37 protein-coding genes are annotated in these 23,472 nt (G+C 30.9%); 2 read left to right on the top strand and 35 right to left on the bottom strand.

Annotated features, from left to right (window positions below; all coding sequences use genetic code 11):
* Nucleotides 1-38: 38 nt before the first annotated feature.
* A complete protein-coding gene (locus BRE_RS02585) occupies nt 39-818 on the top strand; it encodes a GerMN domain-containing protein (protein WP_012538946.1) in 780 nt (259 codons plus the stop codon).
* On the opposite strand, the gene BRE_RS02580 is transcribed toward BRE_RS02585, so the two are convergent.
* The 31 genes from BRE_RS02580 to tuf form a co-directional block, all read right to left on the bottom strand.
* Complete coding sequence (locus BRE_RS02580; protein WP_012538945.1) at nt 815-1,606, bottom strand: TlyA family RNA methyltransferase; 792 nt, start codon at nt 1,604-1,606, stop codon at nt 815-817. The two genes, BRE_RS02585 and BRE_RS02580, sit on opposite strands and share 4 nt — an antisense overlap.
* Nucleotides 1,587-2,378 carry a TIGR00282 family metallophosphoesterase gene (locus tag BRE_RS02575; protein ID WP_038366789.1) on the bottom strand — a complete coding sequence of 264 codons (792 nt, stop codon included), beginning with the start codon at nt 2,376-2,378 and terminating at the stop codon, nt 1,587-1,589. Before BRE_RS02575 ends, BRE_RS02580 begins: the two co-directional genes overlap by 20 nt.
* A complete protein-coding gene (rny, locus tag BRE_RS02570; RefSeq protein ID WP_012538944.1) occupies nt 2,368-3,909 on the bottom strand; it encodes a ribonuclease Y in 1,542 nt (513 codons plus the stop codon). The genes BRE_RS02575 and rny overlap by 11 nt, the downstream gene beginning before the upstream one ends.
* Before the next feature lie 74 nt (nt 3,910-3,983).
* Complete coding sequence (gene rplQ, locus BRE_RS02565) at nt 3,984-4,355, bottom strand: 50S ribosomal protein L17 (protein WP_012538256.1); 372 nt, start codon at nt 4,353-4,355, stop codon at nt 3,984-3,986.
* 18 nt (nt 4,356-4,373) lie between these two features.
* The gene (locus BRE_RS02560) at nt 4,374-5,405 is read right to left on the bottom strand and encodes a DNA-directed RNA polymerase subunit alpha (protein ID WP_012538943.1); all 1,032 of its coding nucleotides are present in this window, start codon (nt 5,403-5,405) and stop codon (nt 4,374-4,376) included.
* 15 nt (nt 5,406-5,420) lie between these two features.
* On the bottom strand, nt 5,421-5,810 hold the full coding sequence (gene rpsK, locus BRE_RS02555; protein WP_012538254.1) for a 30S ribosomal protein S11: 390 nt from the start codon (nt 5,808-5,810) through the stop codon (nt 5,421-5,423).
* 30 nt (nt 5,811-5,840) lie between these two features.
* Nucleotides 5,841-6,218 carry a 30S ribosomal protein S13 gene (gene rpsM, locus BRE_RS02550; protein ID WP_012538253.1) on the bottom strand — a complete coding sequence of 126 codons (378 nt, stop codon included), beginning with the start codon at nt 6,216-6,218 and terminating at the stop codon, nt 5,841-5,843.
* 9 nt (nt 6,219-6,227) lie between these two features.
* Complete coding sequence (gene rpmJ / locus BRE_RS02545) at nt 6,228-6,341, bottom strand: 50S ribosomal protein L36 (RefSeq protein ID WP_002557090.1); 114 nt, start codon at nt 6,339-6,341, stop codon at nt 6,228-6,230.
* A 9-nt stretch (nt 6,342-6,350) separates the two neighbouring features.
* Nucleotides 6,351-7,655 (bottom strand): preprotein translocase subunit SecY, encoded by a 1,305-nt coding sequence (secY, locus tag BRE_RS02540; RefSeq protein WP_012538942.1) that lies wholly within the window; start codon nt 7,653-7,655, stop codon nt 6,351-6,353.
* 12 nt (nt 7,656-7,667) lie between these two features.
* On the bottom strand, nt 7,668-8,105 hold the full coding sequence (gene rplO / locus BRE_RS02535; protein ID WP_012538941.1) for a 50S ribosomal protein L15: 438 nt from the start codon (nt 8,103-8,105) through the stop codon (nt 7,668-7,670).
* Nucleotides 8,098-8,409 carry a 50S ribosomal protein L30 gene (rpmD, locus tag BRE_RS02530; RefSeq protein ID WP_012538250.1) on the bottom strand — a complete coding sequence of 104 codons (312 nt, stop codon included), beginning with the start codon at nt 8,407-8,409 and terminating at the stop codon, nt 8,098-8,100. Before rpmD ends, rplO begins: the two co-directional genes overlap by 8 nt.
* Before the next feature lie 3 nt (nt 8,410-8,412).
* The gene (gene rpsE / locus BRE_RS02525; protein ID WP_012538249.1) at nt 8,413-8,907 is read right to left on the bottom strand and encodes a 30S ribosomal protein S5; all 495 of its coding nucleotides are present in this window, start codon (nt 8,905-8,907) and stop codon (nt 8,413-8,415) included.
* Between the two features lie 11 nt (nt 8,908-8,918).
* Entirely contained in the window at nt 8,919-9,278 is a 360-nt protein-coding gene (gene rplR, locus BRE_RS02520) for a 50S ribosomal protein L18 (protein WP_012538940.1), read from the bottom strand.
* A 17-nt stretch (nt 9,279-9,295) separates the two neighbouring features.
* Entirely contained in the window at nt 9,296-9,838 is a 543-nt protein-coding gene (gene rplF, locus BRE_RS02515) for a 50S ribosomal protein L6 (protein ID WP_012538939.1), read from the bottom strand.
* A gap of 19 nt (nt 9,839-9,857) precedes the next feature.
* Nucleotides 9,858-10,256 carry a 30S ribosomal protein S8 gene (rpsH, locus tag BRE_RS02510; RefSeq protein ID WP_012538246.1) on the bottom strand — a complete coding sequence of 133 codons (399 nt, stop codon included), beginning with the start codon at nt 10,254-10,256 and terminating at the stop codon, nt 9,858-9,860.
* A 9-nt stretch (nt 10,257-10,265) separates the two neighbouring features.
* Complete coding sequence (locus BRE_RS02505) at nt 10,266-10,451, bottom strand: type Z 30S ribosomal protein S14 (protein WP_012538245.1); 186 nt, start codon at nt 10,449-10,451, stop codon at nt 10,266-10,268.
* 14 nt (nt 10,452-10,465) lie between these two features.
* The gene (gene rplE / locus BRE_RS02500) at nt 10,466-11,014 is read right to left on the bottom strand and encodes a 50S ribosomal protein L5 (protein WP_012538244.1); all 549 of its coding nucleotides are present in this window, start codon (nt 11,012-11,014) and stop codon (nt 10,466-10,468) included.
* Nucleotides 11,015-11,017: 3 nt separating this feature from the next.
* A complete protein-coding gene (gene rplX / locus BRE_RS02495; RefSeq protein ID WP_012538243.1) occupies nt 11,018-11,323 on the bottom strand; it encodes a 50S ribosomal protein L24 in 306 nt (101 codons plus the stop codon).
* Nucleotides 11,324-11,333: 10 nt separating this feature from the next.
* Nucleotides 11,334-11,702 carry a 50S ribosomal protein L14 gene (gene rplN, locus BRE_RS02490; RefSeq protein WP_012538242.1) on the bottom strand — a complete coding sequence of 123 codons (369 nt, stop codon included), beginning with the start codon at nt 11,700-11,702 and terminating at the stop codon, nt 11,334-11,336.
* Nucleotides 11,703-11,749: 47 nt separating this feature from the next.
* Complete coding sequence (rpsQ, locus tag BRE_RS02485; protein WP_012538938.1) at nt 11,750-12,004, bottom strand: 30S ribosomal protein S17; 255 nt, start codon at nt 12,002-12,004, stop codon at nt 11,750-11,752.
* 5 nt (nt 12,005-12,009) lie between these two features.
* Nucleotides 12,010-12,210 carry a 50S ribosomal protein L29 gene (gene rpmC / locus BRE_RS02480; RefSeq protein ID WP_012538937.1) on the bottom strand — a complete coding sequence of 67 codons (201 nt, stop codon included), beginning with the start codon at nt 12,208-12,210 and terminating at the stop codon, nt 12,010-12,012.
* 3 nt (nt 12,211-12,213) lie between these two features.
* The gene (gene rplP, locus BRE_RS02475) at nt 12,214-12,630 is read right to left on the bottom strand and encodes a 50S ribosomal protein L16 (protein WP_012538936.1); all 417 of its coding nucleotides are present in this window, start codon (nt 12,628-12,630) and stop codon (nt 12,214-12,216) included.
* 18 nt (nt 12,631-12,648) lie between these two features.
* On the bottom strand, nt 12,649-13,479 hold the full coding sequence (rpsC, locus tag BRE_RS02470) for a 30S ribosomal protein S3 (protein WP_012538238.1): 831 nt from the start codon (nt 13,477-13,479) through the stop codon (nt 12,649-12,651).
* Nucleotides 13,480-13,482: 3 nt separating this feature from the next.
* Nucleotides 13,483-13,845: a 50S ribosomal protein L22 gene (rplV, locus tag BRE_RS02465; protein ID WP_012538935.1), complete on the bottom strand. Its 363-nt coding sequence runs from the start codon at nt 13,843-13,845 to the stop codon at nt 13,483-13,485.
* 6 nt (nt 13,846-13,851) lie between these two features.
* Nucleotides 13,852-14,130 carry a 30S ribosomal protein S19 gene (rpsS, locus tag BRE_RS02460; RefSeq protein ID WP_012538934.1) on the bottom strand — a complete coding sequence of 93 codons (279 nt, stop codon included), beginning with the start codon at nt 14,128-14,130 and terminating at the stop codon, nt 13,852-13,854.
* Between the two features lie 9 nt (nt 14,131-14,139).
* Complete coding sequence (rplB, locus tag BRE_RS02455) at nt 14,140-14,973, bottom strand: 50S ribosomal protein L2 (RefSeq protein WP_012538933.1); 834 nt, start codon at nt 14,971-14,973, stop codon at nt 14,140-14,142.
* An 18-nt stretch (nt 14,974-14,991) separates the two neighbouring features.
* Nucleotides 14,992-15,288: a 50S ribosomal protein L23 gene (rplW, locus tag BRE_RS02450; protein WP_012538932.1), complete on the bottom strand. Its 297-nt coding sequence runs from the start codon at nt 15,286-15,288 to the stop codon at nt 14,992-14,994.
* Nucleotides 15,289-15,309: 21 nt separating this feature from the next.
* The gene (gene rplD / locus BRE_RS02445; RefSeq protein WP_012538233.1) at nt 15,310-15,939 is read right to left on the bottom strand and encodes a 50S ribosomal protein L4; all 630 of its coding nucleotides are present in this window, start codon (nt 15,937-15,939) and stop codon (nt 15,310-15,312) included.
* A 1-nt stretch (nt 15,940) separates the two neighbouring features.
* Entirely contained in the window at nt 15,941-16,570 is a 630-nt protein-coding gene (rplC, locus tag BRE_RS02440; RefSeq protein WP_012538232.1) for a 50S ribosomal protein L3, read from the bottom strand.
* Between the two features lie 33 nt (nt 16,571-16,603).
* Nucleotides 16,604-16,915, bottom strand: a complete 312-nt coding sequence (gene rpsJ, locus BRE_RS02435) for a 30S ribosomal protein S10 (protein ID WP_012538931.1) — start codon at nt 16,913-16,915, stop codon at nt 16,604-16,606.
* Between the two features lie 45 nt (nt 16,916-16,960).
* Nucleotides 16,961-18,145 carry an elongation factor Tu gene (tuf, locus tag BRE_RS02430; protein WP_012538231.1) on the bottom strand — a complete coding sequence of 395 codons (1,185 nt, stop codon included), beginning with the start codon at nt 18,143-18,145 and terminating at the stop codon, nt 16,961-16,963.
* Nucleotides 18,146-18,492: 347 nt separating this feature from the next.
* Between tuf and BRE_RS02425 the strand changes: the two genes are divergently transcribed.
* Nucleotides 18,493-18,816 (top strand): hypothetical protein, encoded by a 324-nt coding sequence (locus BRE_RS02425; RefSeq protein ID WP_012538930.1) that lies wholly within the window; start codon nt 18,493-18,495, stop codon nt 18,814-18,816.
* A 146-nt stretch (nt 18,817-18,962) separates the two neighbouring features.
* Here BRE_RS02425 and BRE_RS02420 read toward each other — a convergent pair whose 3' ends face one another.
* The 4 genes from BRE_RS02420 to lspA form a co-directional block, all read right to left on the bottom strand.
* Complete coding sequence (locus BRE_RS02420; protein ID WP_012538929.1) at nt 18,963-20,321, bottom strand: MATE family efflux transporter; 1,359 nt, start codon at nt 20,319-20,321, stop codon at nt 18,963-18,965.
* Between the two features lie 236 nt (nt 20,322-20,557).
* On the bottom strand, nt 20,558-21,838 hold the full coding sequence (gene murA / locus BRE_RS02415; RefSeq protein ID WP_012538928.1) for a UDP-N-acetylglucosamine 1-carboxyvinyltransferase: 1,281 nt from the start codon (nt 21,836-21,838) through the stop codon (nt 20,558-20,560).
* Nucleotides 21,839-21,896: 58 nt separating this feature from the next.
* Nucleotides 21,897-22,715: a YmdB family metallophosphoesterase gene (locus BRE_RS02410; RefSeq protein ID WP_012538927.1), complete on the bottom strand. Its 819-nt coding sequence runs from the start codon at nt 22,713-22,715 to the stop codon at nt 21,897-21,899.
* 235 nt (nt 22,716-22,950) lie between these two features.
* Nucleotides 22,951-23,463 (bottom strand): signal peptidase II, encoded by a 513-nt coding sequence (gene lspA, locus BRE_RS02400; RefSeq protein ID WP_012538225.1) that lies wholly within the window; start codon nt 23,461-23,463, stop codon nt 22,951-22,953.
* Nucleotides 23,464-23,472 lie beyond the last annotated feature (9 nt).

Genomic DNA, 23,472 nt, shown 5'->3' with positions numbered 1-23,472 from the left:
GTGGACATTTATATTATAATAGCAAATATTATAGTTTTATGCCAATTACAAGCGGATATTCAATTGATAAGAAAAAAAAAAACAGCAGGCGCAAAACAAGCAGCTTTAATCAAGTAGATATATTTTTAATATTATTTGCCATATTTTTAACAGCAATATGCTTGTTGCTAATAATTAAAAGTTCGCTACTTAACAATATATTCAACAATGAACAAATTAACAACAATTTTGAACTTCTCAAAGCAAAACCTAAGGAAATAGAAGTAAAGATAGACAATACAAAAAGCGAAACTATAAAAATGCTTAATAATGAAAAATTTTTAATAAAACCACCCGAAATAAAAAAAATCAAAGAAGAGCTTCAAGAGCAAGAACACAAACATTTACAAAATCAAAAAGAAGTTAAACTACACTTTATTAAAGTCACTTCTGAAGGACATTTCTTAAAACAAGGTGTCAAAAGAAATATTCATTACGATAAAAATATTCTTGAGAAAACATTAAAAGCACTATTTAATGGACCAAATGAATATGAACTTAAAAATAATTTTCTAAGCCTAATTCCTATTAACACTCAAATATTAAATTTGAGTGTTAATGAGGGTATTGCTCATATTAATTTATCAAAGGAATTTTATGAAAATAGTTTTGGAATAGAAGGAATAATTAACCAAGTAAAACAAATTATTTCAACATGTCTTGAAATTCAAGGTATCAAAGGAATAACTTTAAACATTGAAAACAATCCAATAATACTTGAAGATCTAAATTTAAACTTCTCAGGAGTACTAGATAATACAAAACTTGCTAAATATTAAAAATCAATATCATCAAGAAATGCCAATGATTGCATCAAATTCACTCCACTATTTTTAGAAACTAAAAACATAAATTCTTGATTTCCTTTGTGACCTTTGGTTGTAAGTTTTAATATGCCCTTAATTTGTAAATAATTATCATAAAACTTTTTAATAACCTTATTTAGTATTTCATTTAAATATTTATGTTCAACTATACCATTAAAATCCTTAATATTTAAATCTAAATCTTTAAGCTCAAATTGAGGCTTAACAAGCGCAATAATAAGTTTATCAGAAAGCTTATCAATTAAATTTGCACATATGCTAATCACAGATCTAAAAGACACATCAATAACGGCTAAATTAGGTTGAATGTCAAATTTTTTAATATTAAAAATATTAGTTTTCTCAAAAACTTTAACTCTTGGATCAATTCTTAATTTATAAGAAAGTTGATTCAATCCAACATCAACTGCATAAATTAATTTTGCACCTTCCTGCAAAAGACAATCCGTAAAACCACCGGTTGAAGCACCAACATCAACACAAATTTTATCTTTAACCACAATTTTAAATATCTCTAAAGCTTCAAAAAGTTTATCTCCCCCCCTTGAAACAAACTGTTTAGATTTGCTCTCAACCAGCTCTATCTTACTATTTTTTAATACTAAAACTTTAGGATTTTTTTCCTTGTGAGAATTAACATAGACTCTACCTGTTACAATTAAGATTCTCAATTCATCTCTTGTTAAACTTGGATAATTCCTACAAAGAACATTAAGCAAGCTATTTTTGTATTCTCTCAATTTTCAAAGCACGTCCTGTGTATAAATGAGAAGTAATAACAACTCCCTGTATAATCACATCTTCCTCAACAGTTTCTGTTCGCAAAGAAATATATTCAAGTAACCCTTTAAGAGAAATTTCAGGGTTAAAGCCTATTACAGAGTTTAAACTACCAGTCATACCAAGATCAGTAATATAAGCAGTACCCTTATCCAAGATTCTCTCATCGCAAGTCATTATATGTGTATGAGTACCAACAACTCCCGTTACCAATCCATTTAAAAAATATCCAAAACTTTCCTTTTCATAATTACTCTCAGCATGAAAATCAACAAAAATCGTCTTAACCTTATTCTTAATCATATTTATAACTTTTTTTACATTTTCAAAAGGATTTTTCACAATAAAAGTCATTCCCAAAAATCCTTGAATATTTATAACAGCAACTTTTTCACCCTTGACATTTAAAATGCAATGACCATGTCCTTCAAGTAAATCTGAAAAATTATTTGGCCTTAATATATATTCCTGTTTATTTAAATACTCCCTTATACTCGGATCAGCATAAATGTGATTACCCGTAGTAATCACATTCACACCTGTTTTAAAAAGATTTTCAGCTATCTCTGGAGTAATCCCAAAACCACCAGAAGAATTTTCTCCATTAACAATTGTCAAATCTATATTATACTTATCCTTAAGACTCTTAAGATGGAAGAAAATCTTCTTAAGTCCTCCATTGCCTACAATATCTCCAACTATTAAAGTCCTAATAACATCACTATCTTGCATATTCAATAACCCGGGTCTCACGAATAATAGTAACTTTTATCTTTCCAGGATATCGCATTTCAACTTCTATCTTCTTTGCAATATCTCTTGCAAGCATAGTAGCTTTCTCATCATTAACCAACAAATTGTCAACAATGATTCTAACTTCACGACCCGCCTGAATTGCATAACATTTTTGAACACCTGCAAATCCATAAGCAATCTCTTCAAGTCTCTTAAGTCTTGTTATATAATTATTTAAACTCTCACGTCTTGCACCAGGACGCGATGCAGAAATAGCATCGGCTATTTGAACAACTATAGCCTCAAAGCTCTCAGGTTTTATTTCATTATGATGTGCAGCAATAGCATTAACAACAATATCACTCTCACCACAGCTCTGAGCAAGTTCAGCACCTGTAATAGCATGTCCCTCACTATTCTCAGAAATACTTTCCATTCCTTTTCCAATATCATGCAAAAGACATGCCCTTTTGACAACAACAGGATCCAACTTCATCTCTTTAGCTAAAATTTCTCCAATTATAGCTGTTTCTTTTGAATGACTTAAAACATTCTGACCATAACTGCTTCTAAAATAAAGTCTTCCAAGACCCCTAATCAGTCTTTTATCAAATCCATGTATATTTAAATCAAATACTGCCCTTTCACCTTCCTCAAGAATAATATTGTTAATCTCATTAGTAACACTATAAACAATCTCCTCAATTCTTGCAGGGTGAATTCTCCCATCTGAAATCAGCCTCTCAAGAGTTCTTTTTGCTACTTCTTTTCTTACTGGATCAAAACAAGATATCACAACAGCCTCTGGAGTATCATCAATAATAATATCTGCACCTATTAATGTTTCAAGAACCCTAATATTACGCCCTTCTTTACCAATGATTCTACCTTTCATCTCATCATTAGGAAGTTCAACAGAAGTTACTGTAAACTCAGAACTAACTTCTGTTACTATGCGTTGCATAGTAGACACTAATATATCTTTAGCCACTTTATCTGCTAAGAGCTGAGCCTCTTGTTCAGACTTATTAATAATAATTTGAGCATCCCTTTTAGATTCATTTTCAACCTTTTCAATTACAATCTTTCTTGCTTCATCTTTTGTAAGACCAGCAATATTTTCAATTTTTTTAACAAGAGATAATTCTTTCTCACGTATTATTTTTTCTTTCTGTTCAAATTCTTTAAGTTTAAAATCAATTCTACTTTGCTGTTTATCAAGGGCTGCTATTCTTTTATCTAAGGTTTCTTCCCTCTGTAATAACCTTTTTTCTAAATTAAAAACCTCATTTTTTCTCTCTCTTATTTCCCTATCTTGCTGGTTTTTATCTTTAAGCATCTGAGATTTTGCATGTGAAATAACTCGTTTTCTTTCATTTTCTATTTCTAAGATTGCTTCTTCTTGTACCTTCTTTAGTTTTTTATCTAAATTTAATAAAGAAAATCTACCTAAAATAATTCTTATTATAAAACCTAATATAACACCTAGGACACCAGCAAGAATAGAAGAAAAAGTAATATATGACATACAATTACCCCCCTATTCCAACAAACAAATAAGTATAAACCCTTTAAAAGGATTAACTTAATATGTAAAGAATATTACTTTTCTCCTAAGGTTTTATCCACTAGTTCCAGAATTGCCATTTCAGCTGCATCTCCATACCTTTGTCCTAGCTTAATAACCCTAGTATAACCACCCTTTCTTTCTTTAAAGATAGGGGAAATTTTAGTAAATAATTTATTAAGGATATACTTATCATGTATAAATTTTGATATTTCTCTCCTATTATGCACGCTATCAACTTTGGCTCTCGTAATTAACTTTTCAGCAAATCTTCTAACTTCACTTAATTTTGCCTTAGTAGAAGTTATTCTCTCATGCCTAAAAAGAGAAATTACCATATTTTTTAAAAGCGCCTTTCTATGACTTGATTTTCTATCTAATCTATTAAATCCTACCTTAGTCTTCATATAAAAATGATCTCCCTTTTAATGAGATATTTTATCGTGTTTACTTAATACTTTAAGAGCTTCTACCTTAGACATTCCCAAAAATAACCCATAAGCATTAAGCTTTTCAACTATCTCTTCTAAACTCTTTTTCCCAAAATTTCTTGCCTTTGAAAGCTCTACAGGACTTTTGCTAATAAGTTCCCCTAAAGTCTTAACATTTTCCTTAATTAAACAGTTAAGAGATCTAACAGACAAATTTAATTTTTCAACATTCATACTAAGTATGTCAGAATCTCTAAATTCAGCATAATCAACAGAATGAATAACTTTATCTTCAAAATTAACTAATGGAAGTAAAAACTCTCTTACTACAGAAGCTGCCTTTTTAATTGCATCCTTAGCACTAATTACACCTGTTGTCCAAATTTCCATAACAAGTTTATCATAATCAGATCTCTGTCCAACTCTAGTATCCTCAACAGAATATGTTACTTTTTCTATTGGAGAGAATATAGAATCAAGAGCAATAGTATTAACTTCTTCTAAATATTTTGCATTTTGTTCAGAAGAAACATATCCTCTTCCATAATTAACTTGAAATTCAAAATCTAAATTTGCATCACTTGAAAGTGTGGCAATAACTAAATCTTTATTAAAAACTTCAACACCTTCTCTCTCAAGATGACCTGCTTTTAAAACATTATTATCCTTCCCATTAACAGAAAGATTTATTGTTGTATTTGTAACTCCTTCATCCAACTTTAAATGAACATTTTTAATATTAGCAATTACTTCAAGAGTATCTTCCATAACTCCAGGGATTAAATCAAATTCACTTGAAACAATCTTTAAAGACTCTTCTTGATTAGATTGAATTCTCATAGCCGAAATAGCATATCCTTCAATAGAAGACAATAATACACGTCTTAAAGTATTTCCAATAGTAACACCAAAACCTTTCTCAAAAGGATATATTACAAATTTTCCATAAGAGCCATCATCCTCTCCCCTCACAAATTCAATCCTATCAGGTATAGTAAAATCTTTTAAAAGCTTTCCTAAAGACATTAATAGCTCCTCTAACTAAACTCGTCTGGTTTTTTTTGGTCTACACCCATTATGTGGTATTGGAGTAACATCTGAGATTGACTTAACAATGATACCTGATGATCCAACAGCTCGTATGGCAGATTCTCTACCAATTCCTGGACCTTTAACAAAAACATGAACATAATTAATACCAAAATCCTTTACCTTTCCTAAAGCTGCCTCTGCTGTCATTTGAGCAGCATAAGGGGTTGACTTTTTAGCACCTTTAAAGCCCATTCCACCTGCACTTGCCCAAGCTAAAGTATTTCCTCTTATGTCTGACACAGTTACAATTGTATTATTAAAAGTAGCCTGTATATAAACATTACCCTCACCAATACTTCTTTTTACCTTTCTTTTATTAGTTGATACTTTCGCACTCAAATTTCTCCCTCCTCCATCAATAAAACAACCTTATTTAGCAGCTATCTTTTTATTAGCCACAGTTTTTCTCTTTCCTTTCCTAGTTCTTGCATTAGTTTTGGTTCTCTGACCTCTTAAGGGCAACCCTTTTCTATGCCGAAGTCCTCTATAACATGCAATATCCATAAGCCTTTTAATAGACATAGCTAATTCACTTCTAAGCTTTCCTTCAACAACATAGTCACTCTCAATTATCTTTCTAAGCTTATTAACTTCTTCATTGTCTAAATCTTTAGCTCTCTTTTCTGGCAAAATACCTGTTTTTTTGCAAATTTCTAAAGCTCTAGATCTTCCTATTCCATAGATAGAAGTAAGAGCAATTTGAAGTTGCTTATTATTTGGCAAATCTATTCCTGCTATTCTAGCCATTTTTTCCCCTTATTTTTGTCTTTGCTTATGTTTAAGATTATCACAAATAATTCTTAAAACACCTTTTCTCTTTATTACTTTACATTTTTCACAAATTGGCTTGACACTAACCCTAACTTTCATAAATCACTCCTAAATTTTCTGTAAAAATGCATATTTCTTACCAGGCCCACGTGACAATCCTTGAGTCTTTAAATATGCATCAATCTGAATTAATGTATCAAGCGCTACTCCTACCATGATAAGCAACGAAGAACTACCCATAATCCTTGAGACATCATAAGGAAATCTAAAAATATTTTGCACTAAAAAAGGAATAATTGCAATCATGGATAAAAAAATAGAGCCTGAAAATAATGTTCTATTCATAATTTTATCCAAATAAGTTTCCATTTCATCTGCCTTGATACCCGGAATAGTACCACCATTCTTTAGAATATTATTACTTATATCTTTTGGACTTAATTGTATTTTAGAATAAAAATATGTAAATCCTATTATTAAACATACGTTCAACAACGTATAATAAAGCCCATTAGGTCTTAAATAAGATAAAATTTGTCTTGATAGAACAGAAGTACCAGCAAATCCACTTAAAATTTGCAAAGGTAAAGTAATAAGTACAGATGCAAAAATAACAGGCAAAACACCTGAAGGATTAAGCTTAATTGGCAAATATGAACTAACAGTATTTTTTGAATTTGCCCTCGCATAATGAATAGAAATACGTCTTTGTGCTTTGTATTCATATATAATTAATATAACAACCAAAATAAAAATACTTAACACTAATATTACAAAAACAGGATTGATATTTTGAGATGGATCTCTCATACTTTGAAATAAATTAAACAAAGCTGCCTGCAATCTCACTACTATCCCTGAGAATATTATTAAAGACACACCATTTCCAATTCCTCTCTGATTAATTTGTTCTCCAAGCCATAAAAGAACAAAAGTACCAGTAGTAACTGTTAAAATAGCAACAAAAATATATCTATAAAAAGGTATATTCAATGCCCCTGGAATACTCTTAGCATAAAGACTAGTAGCATATCCTTGAGCCATTGCTGCAACAATAGTTAAATATTTCGTATATTTTTTTATTTTCTTCCGTCCATTATCCCCTTCTTGCATTTTTTTTAAAGAAGGGAAAGAATAAACAAGAAGTTGGATAATAATTGATGCTGAAATATAAGGACCTATGCTAAGCATAAATATGGAAAAATTACTAAAAGCACCACCTGAGAAAAAATCAAAATAATTAGTAATTGAAAAATCCGATTGAAATTTAAAATAACTTCTAAGAGCCACAGGATCTATTCCTGGAATTGGCAAATATGAACCCACTCTAAAAATAAAAAGAATAAATAGAGTAAATAAAAATTTGCTCCTTAAATCTTTAATCGTCAATAAATTTAAAAACAAACCTTTCATTTTATTACCATTCTAGATCAATTTTATACTGCAGCCAATTTTTGTTGCCAACTCTTCAGCAGATTTTGAAATACGAGAAATTTCAAAATTTACCTTTTTAGTAAGTTCACCATTAGCTAAAATCTTAATATTTTTTTTATTTTTATTTACAAGCCCTTTTTGAAATAAAGTATCATAATTTACTAAATCACCGGTTTCAAACTTTCTATCTATATCACCAAGTCCTACAATCTCATATCTTATCTTATAATCATGATTAGAAAAGCCTCGCCTTGGCAGTCTTCTATAAAGAGGAGTTTGACCTCCTTCAAAGCCAACTCTTGGTGAACTATTTCTAGCTTTTTGTCCTTTCTGTCCTCTACCAGAAGTTTTACCAAGACCAGATCCTTGACCTCTACCAACAATTTTTTTAGATTTATTAGCCCCTAAAGGTCTCTTTAGCTTAATCATCTGTCACCTCACTTATAAAAACCATGCTAATTACACTATTAAGCATTCCCTGAAGAGATTTATTTAAAATATGAATTCTTTTATCTCCTATTCTCTTTAGACCTAAAGCCTTTAATGTCTTCACTTTACTATCCGATTTTCCAATAAGACTTCTCCTAAGTTCAACTTCAACCTTAATATCACTTTTAGCAATAACTTCTCTATTATATTCCATTCTTTTAATAAAAGCCTTATTTTTAAATCTAGACCTTGCAGCTTTAAATCTAATTTTCTTAAGCTGAAGTCGCAATTTTCTCTTAATCATATATTAACTCCATAACGTTCTTAAAGTCTTACCTCTTATATGAGCTATTTTCCTAGCATCTAACACTAACTCAAATGCTTTAAAAGTTGCTTTTACTACATTCATAGAATTATTTGAACCAAGAGATTTACTTAAAATATCATGTACTCCCAAAGCTTCCATGACAGCACGAACAGGCCCACCCGCAATAATACCAGTACCTTGAGTTGCAGGCTTAATTAAAACCTTAGCCTTCTTAAAATTTCCAATGACCATATTAGGAAGAGTACCTTTTTTAATAGGAACGGTTTTTAAATTCTTCCTAGCATTCGTTAAACTTTTCTTTATTGCATCACTAGCATCATTAGCCTTTCCAAAACCCCAGCCAACCTTACCCTCACCATCACCAACAACCATAAATGCAGAAAAAGAAAATCTTCTCCCACCCTTTACAACTTTAGTAACTCTATTTAGTGATATTAATTTTTCTATTTGCTTTTTATGAACTTGAGATTCCACTATAATTCCCCCTAAACATCAATACCAGCTTCACGCAAAGCAGTTGCAAAACCTGCAATAAGCCCATGATATTTATAACCATTTCTATCGAATATAAGCTTACTGATATTTTTATCTTTTAGTCTTTTTGCAAGAACTTCACCTAGTTTCTTTACATCACTAATATTTTTGTTCAAACTAAGCTCCTTTTCAATAGTAGAAACACTTGCAAGAGTACGACCTACTATATCATCAATGACTTGAGCATAAAAATATTTATTAGATTTGAAAATTGTAACTCTAGGTCTCTCTGCGACACCAAATCCAATTCTATCTCTTATTCTTTTTTTACGCTTTATATTTTTTTTTTCAGCTTCTTTCACTTTTTTCATAAAAATTCACCTAAAACCTACTTCTTTACTCCTGATTTTCCTACTTTTCGTCTGATTACTTCATTATCATATTTAATTCCCTTACCTTTATAAGGCTCTGGAACTTTTAAGCTTCTAATCTCTGCAGCAACCTGGCCAACCCTACATTTATCTATACCTTCAACAGCAATTTTAGTATTACCATCAAGGCGAATATTAATTCCTTCAGGAATTACATATTCAAACTGAGTTGAGTATCCCAAATTAAAAAATAGACTATTACCTTGTTGTTCAACCCTATATCCTATACCATTAATAGTAAGAGATTTTGAAAACCCATCTGATACTCCCTTAACCATATTAAAAATCAAGCTTCTATAAAGTCCATGAAAAGCTCTTGTCTGTTTATTATTAAAAGCTCTCTCAACAATAATATTGTTGTCTTCAATTTTAACCCGAATGCTACTATTTATCTCTTGACTTAATTTACCCCTTTTACCTTCAACTGTTATAAAATTATCCTTAATATCAACTTTAACAGAATCAGCGATCTTTATAGGGAGTTTACCAATACGTGACATATTTACCTACCTCTTAACCTTACCAAACTGAGCAGATTAGCTCACCACCTACTTTATTATCTTTGGCTTGCTTGCCAGTAATAACACCTTTTGAAGACGACACTATTAATATGCCATATCCATTTTTGATTCTTGGCATATTTTTATATGAAGAATAAACTTTTCTCCCAGGAGTTGAAATAGCATCTATTCTATTTATAGCCGGATTTCTCTTACCATCATAATTCAACATTGCCTTAATAAAAGGAATACCTTTTTTATCAAAAATATTATAATTTTTAATATATCCTTCTTCCTTAAGAATATCTAATATAGACCTATTTATTTTAGACATCTTTAAATCTACAGACTCATGTTTCACCCTGCTCGCATTTCTTATCTTAGTTAACATATCTCCCACTGAATGTGTAACAGCCATAAATTCTCCTTACCAACTTGACTTTGAGACACCAGGAATCAATCCTGCAGATGCATGATTCCTAAAACATATACGACACATACTAAAATCTCTCATATAACCCTTAGGACGTCCACATAACTTACACCTATTTTTTTGTCTCGTTTTATACTTTGGCTTTCGTAAGGCCTTAACTATCATTGATTTTTTAGCCATAAATAAAAACTCCTTTAATTACTAAATGGCATACCAAACTTAGCAAGCAAAGCTTTACCTTCCTTATCGTTTAAAGCCGTGGTTACTATTGTAACATTCAACCCAGATATCCTCTCTATTTTATCATAATCTATCTCAGAAAATATTATTTGCTCTGCTATTCCAAAAGAACAATTGCCATTCCCATCAAAAGCATTGCCATTTATACCTCTAAAATCTTTAACACGAGGCAATGCTAAATTAACAAGCTTATATAAAAATTCATACATCATGTTACCACGAAGTGTAACTTTAGCACCTATTTCTTGACCTTGTCTAATCTTAAATCCAGAAATAGCTTTTTTAGCCTTTGTCTTTACAGCTTTCTGTCCAGTAATCTGACTAAGTTCCATAACAGCTGAATCTAAAAGCTTTTTATTCTTAACAGCATCACCTACACCCATAGAAACAACAATTTTTTCTATTTTTGGAGCTTGCATAATAGATTTATATTGAAATTCACTAACAAGTTCTTTTACAATATTATCTCTATAACGCCTCTTCAACTCAGGAATATAACTCATAATCTAAACATTCTCTCCACTTTTTTTAAGATATCTCTTTTTCTCATTATTCTCAAATTTAATTCCTACTCTTGAAATCACACCATTAGAAAATAACATCACATTTGAAATATCCATAGGTGCTTCCTTATCAATTATTTTTCCTTTCTCTTGAGGAGTTCTTGCCTTTATAACCTTCTTAATCATATTACAAGATTTAACAGTAACTTTAAACTTTTTTCTATCTATGCTAGCAATTTCACCAACTTTACCTCTATCTTTACCACAAAGGATCTTTACTTTATCACCAACTCTCAACTTTGTTTTCATAAATAGCCCCTTATATCACCTCTGACGCCAAAGAGACAACTTTCATAAAATTAGCATCCCTTAGCTCTCTTGCAACGGGTCCAAAAACTCTCTTACCCCTTGGATTTAAATTAGCATCAAGTATAACACATGCATTGTCATCAAATCGAACATAAGTGCCATTCTTGCGTCTTATCTCTTTAGACGTTCTAATAATTACGGCTTTATGCACATCTCCTTTCTTAACAGGAGAGTTAGGAATTGCTTGCTTTACAGCAATAACTATTATGTCTCCAACCTTAGCATATCGCCTCTTGCTTCCACCAAGAACTTTTATGCATTGTGCTATTTTGCCACCTGTATTATCAGCAACAGTTAAATATGTCTGCATCTGTACCATAATTAATCTCCTCTATCTCTGTATTTCTAATATAAAAATAATCGAAATTATTTTGATCTCTCTAAAATTTCAACAAGTCTCCATCTTTTCTCTTTACTAATAGGTCGGGATTCAACAATTTTCACCTTATCACCAAGTTTCGATTCCTCTCTCTCATCATGAGCCTTAACTCTTCTACTAACTTTTAAGTACTTATGATAGATAGGATGCATTTTTCTTTGAACAATCTCAACAACTACTGTTTTGCTCATTTTATCACTAACAACCTTTCCAATCAGTTCTTTCTTATTTTCCCTTGCCATAACACTTAAACCTTCCTAATACCTATTGCATACTCATGAATTATCGTATTAAGCCTTGCAATATCTCGCCTCAGCTCTCTTTTTTTTAAAGGATTCTCAACATGCCCAACCACAGTCTTAAATCTTAAATCCATATATTCTTTCTTTAAAGTTAATCTTTTTACTTTCATATCTTCAAGAGTAAGATCTTTTAAATTTTTTAACATAACTCACCTCAAATCTCGTCTTACCACAAATGTAGTCTTAACTGGAAGTTTAGAACTAGCAAGCATCATAGCTGATTCAGCAAGTTCTCTAGGTACACCAGAGATTTCAAACATAACAGTACCAAGTTTTACAGGAGCATTCCAATGATCAACTCCTCCCTTACCTTTCCCCATCCTAGTTTCAGCTGGCTTTTTAGTATAAGGTATATCTGGAAATATTCTAATCCAAACCTTACCTCCCCTCTTAACCCTACGAGTCATAGCAACACGAGCTGCTTCAATTTGTCTTGCAGTAATAAAATCTGCCTCAAGAGAAACTAGCCCATATTCCCCAAAAGATATTTTATTACCCTTCTGAGCCTCTCCAGAAAGTCTTCCCCTTTGTTTTTTCCTATATTTAACCTTTCTAGGACTTAACATCTAACGCTCCTTAAAATTCTAGATATCAGAATCATTTTTATTTTTAAAATCATTCTTAGATCTAGATCCAATTTCTAATTTCTCTCTAGAAAATTTATCGTCATTTACAACCTTTCTACCCTTATCATCGATTTTACCCTTATCAAAACGCTCAACCTTATCTTTTGAAGGTTTCCTATTAATTACTTGTCCCGCATCTGAATTGATTTGCTTTCCTAAAATTTCGCCCTTAAATAACCAAACTTTAACACCAATAACACCATAAGTTGTATAAGCTTCGGCAAAACCATAATCTATATTTGCTCTAAGAGTATGCAAAGGAATTCGTCCTTCTTTAACTTCAAAACTTCTAGCAATCTCAGCCCCACCAAGTCTACCTGAAACTTTAATTTTTATACCTTGAATACCTTTAGAAATAGAAGACAAGAGTGAAGATTTTAAAAGTTTCCTATAAGAAGCTCTATTTTCCAACTGTTTTGCTATGCCATTAGCAACAATTTGTGCATCAAACTCTGGCTTCTTAATCTCTTTTATTTTAATATTAATTTTTTTAGATACTTTTCTAGTTAACAATTGACCAATTTTTTCAAGATTAGCACCTTTAACACCAATAACAGAACCGGGTCTTGGAGTAGAAATTACTACAGTCACTCTTTGAAGATTATTTCTAATGATTTCTATATCAGAAATATCAAATTTAATTCCTTTAAGAAATTTCATAGTTTCTCGTCTTATTAAGAAATCCTCGTGAAGAATTTCAGAATATAATTTCTTATCAAAATACCACTTTGATTTCCAATCCCTATTAATTTTAATTCTTAAACTGTAAGGATGTACTTTTTGACCCATATCCTATTCTCCACCATACATCTTTTCATAAACTTCAACAAAAATATGACAACTTCTATTAATAAGCCTATCTGCTCTACCTCTAGCTCTAGGCCAAATGCTTCTACGCTTTCTCCCATCATCTACCATAACTGTCTTTACAAATATCATATCTTCAGAAAGATTTCTATTATGATACATAGCATTTGACGCTGCCGATTTAACTACTTTTCCCAAAAGTTTAGCTCCTTTATTAGGCATAGAGCACAATATTGCAATAGCTTCGTTATAAGGCTTGCCTCGTATATTATTAGCTATAGGTCTCACCTTTTTTGGAGAAGATGGCAAATTTTTGCCCTTAGCAGTATATTTTTTATTCACAAACATAAACCTCTATTTCCTCCCCTTCTTATCTGATTTAGCATGCCCTCTAAAAATTCTTGTAGGTGAAAATTCTCCAAGCTTATGCCCAACAAGATCCTCAGTAATATACACAGGAATAAAAGATTTCCCATTGTAAACAGATATAGTAAGACTTACCATTTCAGGAATTATTGTTGAGGCCCTAGAATAGGTTTTAATTACAACCCTTTTCTCCTTACCAGAAGAAGCTAAAACTTTCTGATAAAGACTCTTTTCTATAAAAGGTCCTTTTTTAATAGATCTTGCCACTACACACTCCTAATTATTTCTTCTTTTGACGATAAATTTATCTGAATACTTATTCTTTTTTCGAGTCTTATATCCCTTAGCTGGCTGCCCCCAAGGAGATACAGGATGTCGACCACCAGAAGTTTTACCTTCTCCACCTCCATGTGGATGATCTATAGGATTCATGGCAACACCTCTAACTTTAGGTCTTCTACCAAGCCACCTACTCTTACCAGCTTTACCAATAGAAACATTCATATAATCTTCATTACCAACTTCTCCAAGAGTCGCTATGCACTTCTTAAAAATCATTCTCATTTCACCTGATGGAAGCTTAACTGTTACATAATCTCCATCAGAAGCAATAATCATAGCATATCCACCAGCACCTCTTACAAGCTGTCCACCCTTTCCAATATTAAGTTCAATGTTGTGAACCATCTTACCAACAGGAATATTTTCAAGCGGCAATGCATTACCAATCTTTATTGGGGCATTTGGACCACTCTCCAAAATATCACCAACCTTAACTCCTTTTGGAGCAATAATATACCTTTTATCTCCATCTCTATATACAAGCAAAGCTATATTAGGGCTTCTATTTGGGTCGTACTCAATAGCTGCAACTCTAGCAGGTATACCAAATTTATCCCTTCTGGCAAAATCAATTTCCCTATAACGTCTCTTATGTCCTCCACCTCTTCTCCTAACACTAATTCTTCCAGAAGAATCTCTCCCAGCCCTAGATACCTTCCCTTTAGTTAAAGACTTCAAAGGGTCATTACCCTTACTTAACTCATCAAAAGATAAAGTTGTCTTATAACGTAAAGACGAAGTTTTTGGCCTATAAATCTTAATCCCCATATTTTTTCTCCAAAACCACTAAAAAATATCTATCTTATCTTCTTTTTTAAGATAAACATACGCTTTTTTCCATGAAGAAGTTTTCCCTCTGCCAATAGGATAACCTTTTCTTGAGACAACTGTTTTAACCTTGCTCTTAACATTAAGCAAATTACATGATATTGGAGTAACATTAAAAAGCTCTTTAATTGCAGCACCAATTTCCTTCTTATTTGCCTGTTTTTTAACTTTAAAAGCATAAACATTCATATTTTCTCTTTGAATATTAGTCTTCTCAGTAAGCATAGGCGAAATTATTATATCATAAACTTTCATAAATCATCCTTACTATCCATTTTATTTAACATAAAGCTCATTAAGCCCATTAATAGCAGATTCAAGAGCTATTAAATTTTTAGTATAAAATAAATCAACAACCCTAAGTCTATTAAAAGATAAAATCTTCAAATCCCTTATATTCTTTCCTGCTCTCTTGATCATCTGATCGTCATTACCCAATAAAATAACTGTTCTTCCATTATGTTTTATAAAATTCTTTATTATTAAAGCAAGCTCTTTTGTCTTTCCTGAGTCAATAGTAAAATTTTCAACAACTTTAAGTCTATCATCCACAGATGCACATAGACTTAAAACAGATTTAAAAGCAAGTCGTTTAACTTTTTTTGGAAGCTTATAACTATAATCCCTTGGCTTTGGACCCAAAGCTATACCTCCACCAACCCAAACTGGATTCCTTCTAGTTCCAACTCTAGCACGTCCCGTACCTTTTTGTTTCCAAGGCTTTTTTGAACTACCTCTAACCTCAGCTCTAGTCTTAGTTGAAGCTGTACCAACTCTAAGATTAGCTAGCTCATTATTAATAGCATTATATATAGAACCATAACTAACATCTATATTGAAAACTCCATCATCCAAATCTATAGTTCTAAGTTCTTGTCCATCTTTAGAAAAAACTTTTCTTTCCATACTAAATACCTACTTTTTTTGCCTTTTTAACAATAACAAAAGAACCCTTAACTCCTGGTACAGCTCCTTTAACCAAAATGGCTCTTTTTTCCTCATCAATAAAAACAATTTCAAGATTTTGAATAGTTTGTTGTTCACCACCCATTCTGCCAGCCATTTTAGTTCCCTTAAAAGTTCTAGCAGGTGTAGTAGCTTGACCTGTACCACCAAGATGCCTATGAAATTTAGAACCATGAGAAGATGGACCACCACTAAAATTATGTCTTTTCATAGCTCCCTGAAAACCTTTACCCTTGGTAGTACCAGTAATATCTACATATTTAATCTCTCTAAAAGCATCAAGTCCAACCTCATCACCAGCATCATAACCTTTAAGACCTTTAAATTCTATCACATATCTTTTAGGTTCAATATTTTCTAATTTTTTATATTGACCTTTTATAGGTCTTGAAACTTTAGAACCCTTAAGATCGACAGAACCCATTATAAGGGCATCATACCCATCTCTCTCCATTGTTTTTTTGCCTATAACATAATTGGGTTCAAACTCTATCACCGTCACAGGTACCACAATTCCATTGCTTTGAAAGACCTGCGTCATGCCAACTTTTTTTCCAATCAATCCGAACATTAAAACACCTCAAATTCATAACTTAAAAATCTATTACTGTTTAATATCAACCTCCACTCCTGCAGGAAGCTCCAATTTCATCAAAGAGTCCATCAAAGCAGAAGTAGGCTCTAAAATATCAATAAGCCTCTTATGGGTTCTCATTTCAAACTGTTCTCTTGATTTTTTATTAACATGAGGAGAACGCAAAACAGTATACTTCTTTATTTTTGTCGGCAAAGGAATTGGACCTTTAATCTGTGTTTTAGACTTTTGAACAGCCCTAACAATAGACTCAGCACTCTGATCTAATATCTTAACATCAAAACTAAAAAGCCTTACCCGTATCTTATCTTTAGTAATCAATTTATTCTCCTAAACTTTAGAGACAAAAAATCTCTAAACCCTACACTATTCCAATATTTCCAGAATTCTTCCTGAAGCAACTGTTCTACCGCCCTCTCTAACAGCAAATTCAACATTTTTATCCATCGCTATTGAAGATATAAGCTCAACAACAATATCAACATTATCTCCAGGCATAACCATCTCTTTACCCTCAAGACTAACCATACCTGTAACATCTGTTGTTCTAAAGAAAAATTGAGGTCTATATCCTGAAAAGAACGGTTTATGTCTTCCACCTTCTTCTTTAGTTAAACAATATATAGAAGCCTTAAATTTTTTGTGAGGAGTAATTGTACCAAGAGCAGCAATAACCTGACCTCTCTCAATATCTTTTTTATCAACACCTCTTAATAAAAGACCAACATTATCCCCTGCTTCACCTTGTTCAAGAATCTTTTGAAACATTTCAACACCAGTAACGGTTGTCTTTCTGGTTTCTCTAATTCCAACAATCTCAACTTCTTGTCCAACCTTAATAACACCTCTCTCAATACGACCAGTAGCAACTGTACCACGTCCAGAAATAGAGAAAACATCTTCAATAGCAAGCAAAAATGGTTTATCAATATCTCTTTCTGGAAGATCAAAATAATTATCCATAGTTTCAAGAAGTTCTTTTATGCATTTTGTAGCTTCTGGATCATCAGGATTTGACATAGCTCCAAAAGCTGAACCTTTTACTATTGGTGTATCACTAGGAAATCCATATTTCTCAACAAGTTCCAAAACCTCAACTTCAACAAGCTCCACAAGTTCAGGATCTGCCAAATCTAGTTTGTTTAGAAACACTATTATTTTCTTTATTCCCATTCTTTGTGCAAGGAGCAAATGCTCTTTTGTTTGAGGTTCTGCACCACTATCAGCAGCAACCAATAATATTGCAGCATCCATCTGAGCTGCACCTGTAATCATGTTTTTAATATAGTCAGCATGCCCAGGACAATCAACATGGGCATAATGTCGATTTGCAGTTTCATATTCAATATGTCTAGCATTAATTGTTATTCCTCTTGCCTTCTCTTCAGGCGCATTATCAATATCTTCATACTTAAGAGCTTTAGCATCTTTATTTACCTTTGAACAATAAATACTAATAGCCGCTGTTAATGTTGTCTTACCATGGTCAACATGCCCTATTGTACCAACATTCATATGTGGCTTTGTTCTTTGAAAAATTTCCTTAGCCATGAATCACCTCCCAAAAATTTGCACTCTAAATCTTCATCTATTCTTCAAAATTCTTAACTTAAGAATTCCAATTTGTTCCTTTACTAAAGGATAATAACATTATATAAAATAAAACCATTATTAAAAAAACACATTTTCTTAGAAATTGACCCGATTACCGTGTTTTTCTAAAAGAATTCTTAACAACTCCATTAGTATACACATTATTCAAAATATAGTCAATATATAATATATTAATATTAAATATTAGTCAATAAAAAAGAATTGAGCAATCAATGCTATAACTAAATTATTAAAATTCAAAATATATCTAAGATTAATATTAAAGGCTAAGATAATATAACACTATGTCACAATTTAAGTTAAAATACAAACTATTAAAGAATAGCATCATACTTATTATTTTCATAAATATCTCATGCATCAAAAATAATGATGTCAAATCAAAAGAAACAGGCAGAGAAATTACTTATATTGTTAATATAAAGAAAAATACAGAAAAAATTGAAATTATAAGATTTAAGACTAATAAAAAAAACAAATTAATTATCACTCTTAAAAACAACAAAAAAATAGATATAAAGCAAAACTCACTAGCAATCTTTAAAAAAGGAAATAAAACCGGGCATATAATTCAAGAAGGCATTAAAGCAGGAGAAAAAAACATTTAACTTAAATATCAATGTCAATAAGCAACAAAAAAACATATTTTATATCTTTCTAAAAGAAGATTAATATTCAAAAGATCACTTTTATGAATATTCAATTAAATAAAAGTATGTATAAAATACTGCCTCACAAAAACAACGATACAACTTCACATATTACTCTTATTGCATATCTGTCCATATCTAGTTAAAGTTACAAATAATAAAATAATTAAAGCCAAATAGTTTGAAATTATAAAAGCATAACCTAATGAATCTTCCACAATCCCAAAATATTGCAATATAAAAACAGTTGGTAAACGAATAATCCAGAGACGAATACAAACAACAATCATAACCAGCTTTGTCAGCCCTGAACCTACTAATACACCTAAAAAAACTTGTTGCAAACCAAATCCAACAGTTCCAATAACTGCCAATGATAAATAACCATTAGCATACTTAATAACTTCTAAATCAAATGTAAAAAGAGCTATTATAACATCTTTAAAAGACATGATAAAAGATGCAACGGTAAGCATTATTACTAGAGTAACAAAAAACCCTTTTTTTAAAATATCTCTTACTCTCATTATATTTTTTGCACCAAGATTTTGTCCAACAATTGAAATAATTCCAGTACCAATACTCATTCCAGGAAGAAGTAAAAAAGAAATAATATTATTTACCATGCCATAAGCAGCTAAAAATTTGGAACTAATTTGAATTACAATATGATTAAAAATCAAAAAAGATAAAGAGGCCATAACTTGACCAAAAGCTGCCGGCAATCCCAAACTAATAATTTTTCTTATTACATTAATATCTGGAATAATATCTTTAAAATGCACTTTAAGTCCACAATTTAATCTATATGTAAAAAAAAGATAGGACAAAACTGTAATTAATTTAGATAAAAGCGTAGACCAAGCAGCACCAGCAATACCTAAACCCAAAGTAAACATTAAGATTGGGTTAAGAAAAAAATTAATAATATTTGCGACTAAAATCAAAAACATCGCAACAACAGTTTCTCCTTGAGAATTCAATATATACACAACGGAAATACTGAGAAACATAACGGGTATTCCATAAACTATAACATAAAAATACGACCTTGTAAGTTCTTTAAGCTCACCCCTTACACCCACAAGTTCTAAAATAGAATCTATAAATATAAAAATTAAAATTGCAACAAATAAAGAAAATATAAAATTTAAAAAAATTAACTGCCCAGCATATTTTGAAAATTTAGAAAAGGTCTTCTCTCCAATAGATCTAGACATTAATGACACACTTCCTGTAGCCATCCCCATGGCAAAAACCATAATAAGGAAATTAATAGGACCAGTAAGAGACAATGCTGCAAGAGGCATAGCACCAAGTTTCCCAACATAAAACATATCTACAAGTTCATAACAAGACTGAAGAAGATTGGTTACCATAATAGGAAAACTTATAAACAAAAATACTAAGTACAAATTACCTTCTAATATTAATTTTCTAATTTTTGTTTTACTTGTTGACATAAAAAATACCTTTTATCCTATTATACTGGCAAATTATTAATTTTATGAAGTTAAATATCTATATCTTACCTTATAAAATTAATAAAATAAATTATACAACCCACAAAAAATTTTTTCATACAAAAGCAACACATCATAATTGTTAAAAATAATTTAATATTATAATGATAACTAAAAATTATTTAAAAGATAAAAACCAATTTATAAGCAAAATTTAAATATATAAAATGAAGTCTTTATTCATCTCTCACTCTTTTAATTCTTGCACCAAGAAAGCTCAACTTAGAAACAACATCTTCATATCCCCTCTCAATTTGATAAATATTATGAATACGACTCTTACCCTCAGCACAAAGAGCTGCAATAAGTAAAGACATACCTGCTCTAACATCAGGAGAAGATACATCATTTCCCTTAAGAATAGTTTTCCCTGTAACTACCACACGATGAGGATCACAAAGAACAATTTGAGCTCCCATTTTAATAAGTTTATCTACAAAAAACATCCTTGATTCAAACATTTTTTCAAAAATAAGCACAGTACCTTGAACTTGAGTCGCAGTTACTATCATAATACTCATAAGATCTGTTGGAAAAGATGGCCAAGGACCATCATCAATTTTAGGAATATGTCCTCCAAAATCCAACCTTACTTTTAAATACTGTTTTTCTTTAACATATATATTTTCATTATCATATTCAAAATCAATACCAAATTTTGAATATACATGCTTTATTAAAATAAAATTACCAGGATCAGCCTTATTAATTTCAAGCTCACCTCCCGTTAATGCAGCAAGGCTAATTAATGAACCTATCTGCATAAAATCAGCACCTATCCTAAATTTAGCCCCTCTTAATTTCTTAACACCTCTTATTTTAAGCAAATTAGAACCAATTCCAGAAATGTCAGCTCCCATCAAATTCAACATATTACACAAATCTTGCACATGTGGTTCACATGCAGCATTCATTATCACAGTTTCTCCAAAAGCAAGAACAGAAGCCATAATAATATTCTCAGTAGCCGTAACTGATGCCTCATCCAAAAACATCTCAGCACCAATTAAATTATCTACCTCTAAAACAATACGTTCATTCTCTATCAACTTAGCACCAAGCTTACCAAGACCATAAAAATGAGTATCAAGACGCCTTTTACCAATAACATCTCCACCCGGAGGAGCAATATCAATTCGCCCACACCTAGCAAGCATAGGTCCTACAAATAAAATTGAAGCTCGAATTAAATCCGTTAAAGAAGAATCTATTTCTGTTTTCGCAATATTTAAGGCCTTAATTTTAAGGATATTACCATCCCTTACAACATCAACGCCTATGTCTTCTAAAATTTTTAAAATAACCTCTACATCTCTAATATTTGGAACATTTTCCAAAATCACTTCTTCATCTGTAAGCAATGCTGCTATCATGCAAGGTAAAGCCGCATTTTTATTTCCACTCGCCGTTATTTTTCCACCTATTTTAAAACCACCTTCCACAAGATAGCTATACATTATTACCTCCCAACCAAATAAAATTTATGTAAAAAACACTTAAAAATTAAAGTAACACCTAAATATCAGTACTATTTGCAATACTACTGTCAAAATCAATATATTCCCTTATAGCCTCAACAAACACAGCCTTACCATCATCAATATCAACTATAATGCCATTAAAACCAAGCCCATCCCACGATTCAGTAAATTTATTATTTAAAAAACCTTTTAAAAATTTATCTATTTCAAATACAGTAGAATATCCAACAACACTATCTAAACTTCCAACTCTACCAAGATCGGTAATAACTGCAGTATTATCAAAAATTCTAAGATCTGCTGTTAATATTCTCTTACCAATACCCAAACAAGCACTAACTCTAGATTTGAGATAAAAAAACATAGCATTAACTTCAGCTGTGGTATTAGAATCAAAAAGTACGATTATATTATTGGTAATTGACTTAATTCTTTCATAAAAATAATCAAAAGTAAGAAAAGGATTATTAAAATTATATTTCGTAATTCCTGTCTGTCCCACAAGTCTTAGCACAGCAAGTTTAATTCCATTTATACTATAAATAAAATAAGAATAACCTTTTAACCTAGCAGGGCAATTTAAAGGTTTTAAAATAAAATTATACCTATCAAGTTCGTCACTAAGCCCAGCCCTTACAAATGCATTTTCTCCTAAAGTTAAAACATCAACACCATATTTCTTTAACAAAAATGCATGTCTCTTACATAATCCTCTAAATCCTGTAGTAAAATTATTGCCAGATATAACAAAATCAATTTTATTTTTTTCTTTAAAAGAATGTAAAAAATTTTTTACCACAAAAACGCCAGGCTTACCTACAATCTCTCCAGAAACCAAAATCCGCAAACTCACAAAATCTTCTCCTATTAATCCAGATCAAAAAACTTAGAAATAATATTCCTAAAAATAACACTTGACAAAAAATAGCTTATTGCAATTGAAATAAAAATCATCACAATAATTAAAACATACTGAAAAATAGGAGAAACTATAATATTCAATCTTGAAACAAAAAGAAATTCAAGAAAAAAAATAAAAAACATTAAAGATAAATTAATTAATGAACATAAAACAAAATATAAAAAATTCATAAATTAGTACTTTTATCTTTAGTAAATAAATCATAAATTATAAACACGATCATTCCAACAACAACATAACTGTCTGCAAAATTAAAGGTTGGCCATCTCTGAAGTCCAAAAATACCAAAAAACTTCACATCCAAAAAATCCACAACACCCAAAGGCCTAAAAAGTCTATCAATAATATTCCCAATACCACCAGATAAAATCAAAATAAGAGCAAACCTCGATACTTTGTTATTTTCTTTTAATGAAAAAGAAAAAACAAAAACTAAAATAATAATAGGAATTATAAGAAAAAATAAATTTTTCAAGCTAGAATCAATATTCGAACCTAATGAAAATAAAACACCAGTATTTCTTACATGTATTATCTTAAAAAGATCCCCAAAAAAAGATAGATATTCGGTTCCAAGCCTAACATAAGTAACAACTAAATATTTAGACCATTGATCAAAAAAAACTAAAATAGAGATAAAGATCAAATTACTAACTAATCTGTTTCTATTTATATTCATATTAAATCC

This window comes from Borrelia recurrentis A1, from assembly GCF_000019705.1.
In the GTDB taxonomy this organism is placed as follows: domain Bacteria; phylum Spirochaetota; class Spirochaetia; order Borreliales; family Borreliaceae; genus Borrelia; species Borrelia duttonii.
Note: the sequence above shows the minus strand (reverse complement) of the source record. Positions and strands in the feature narration are given on the sequence as shown.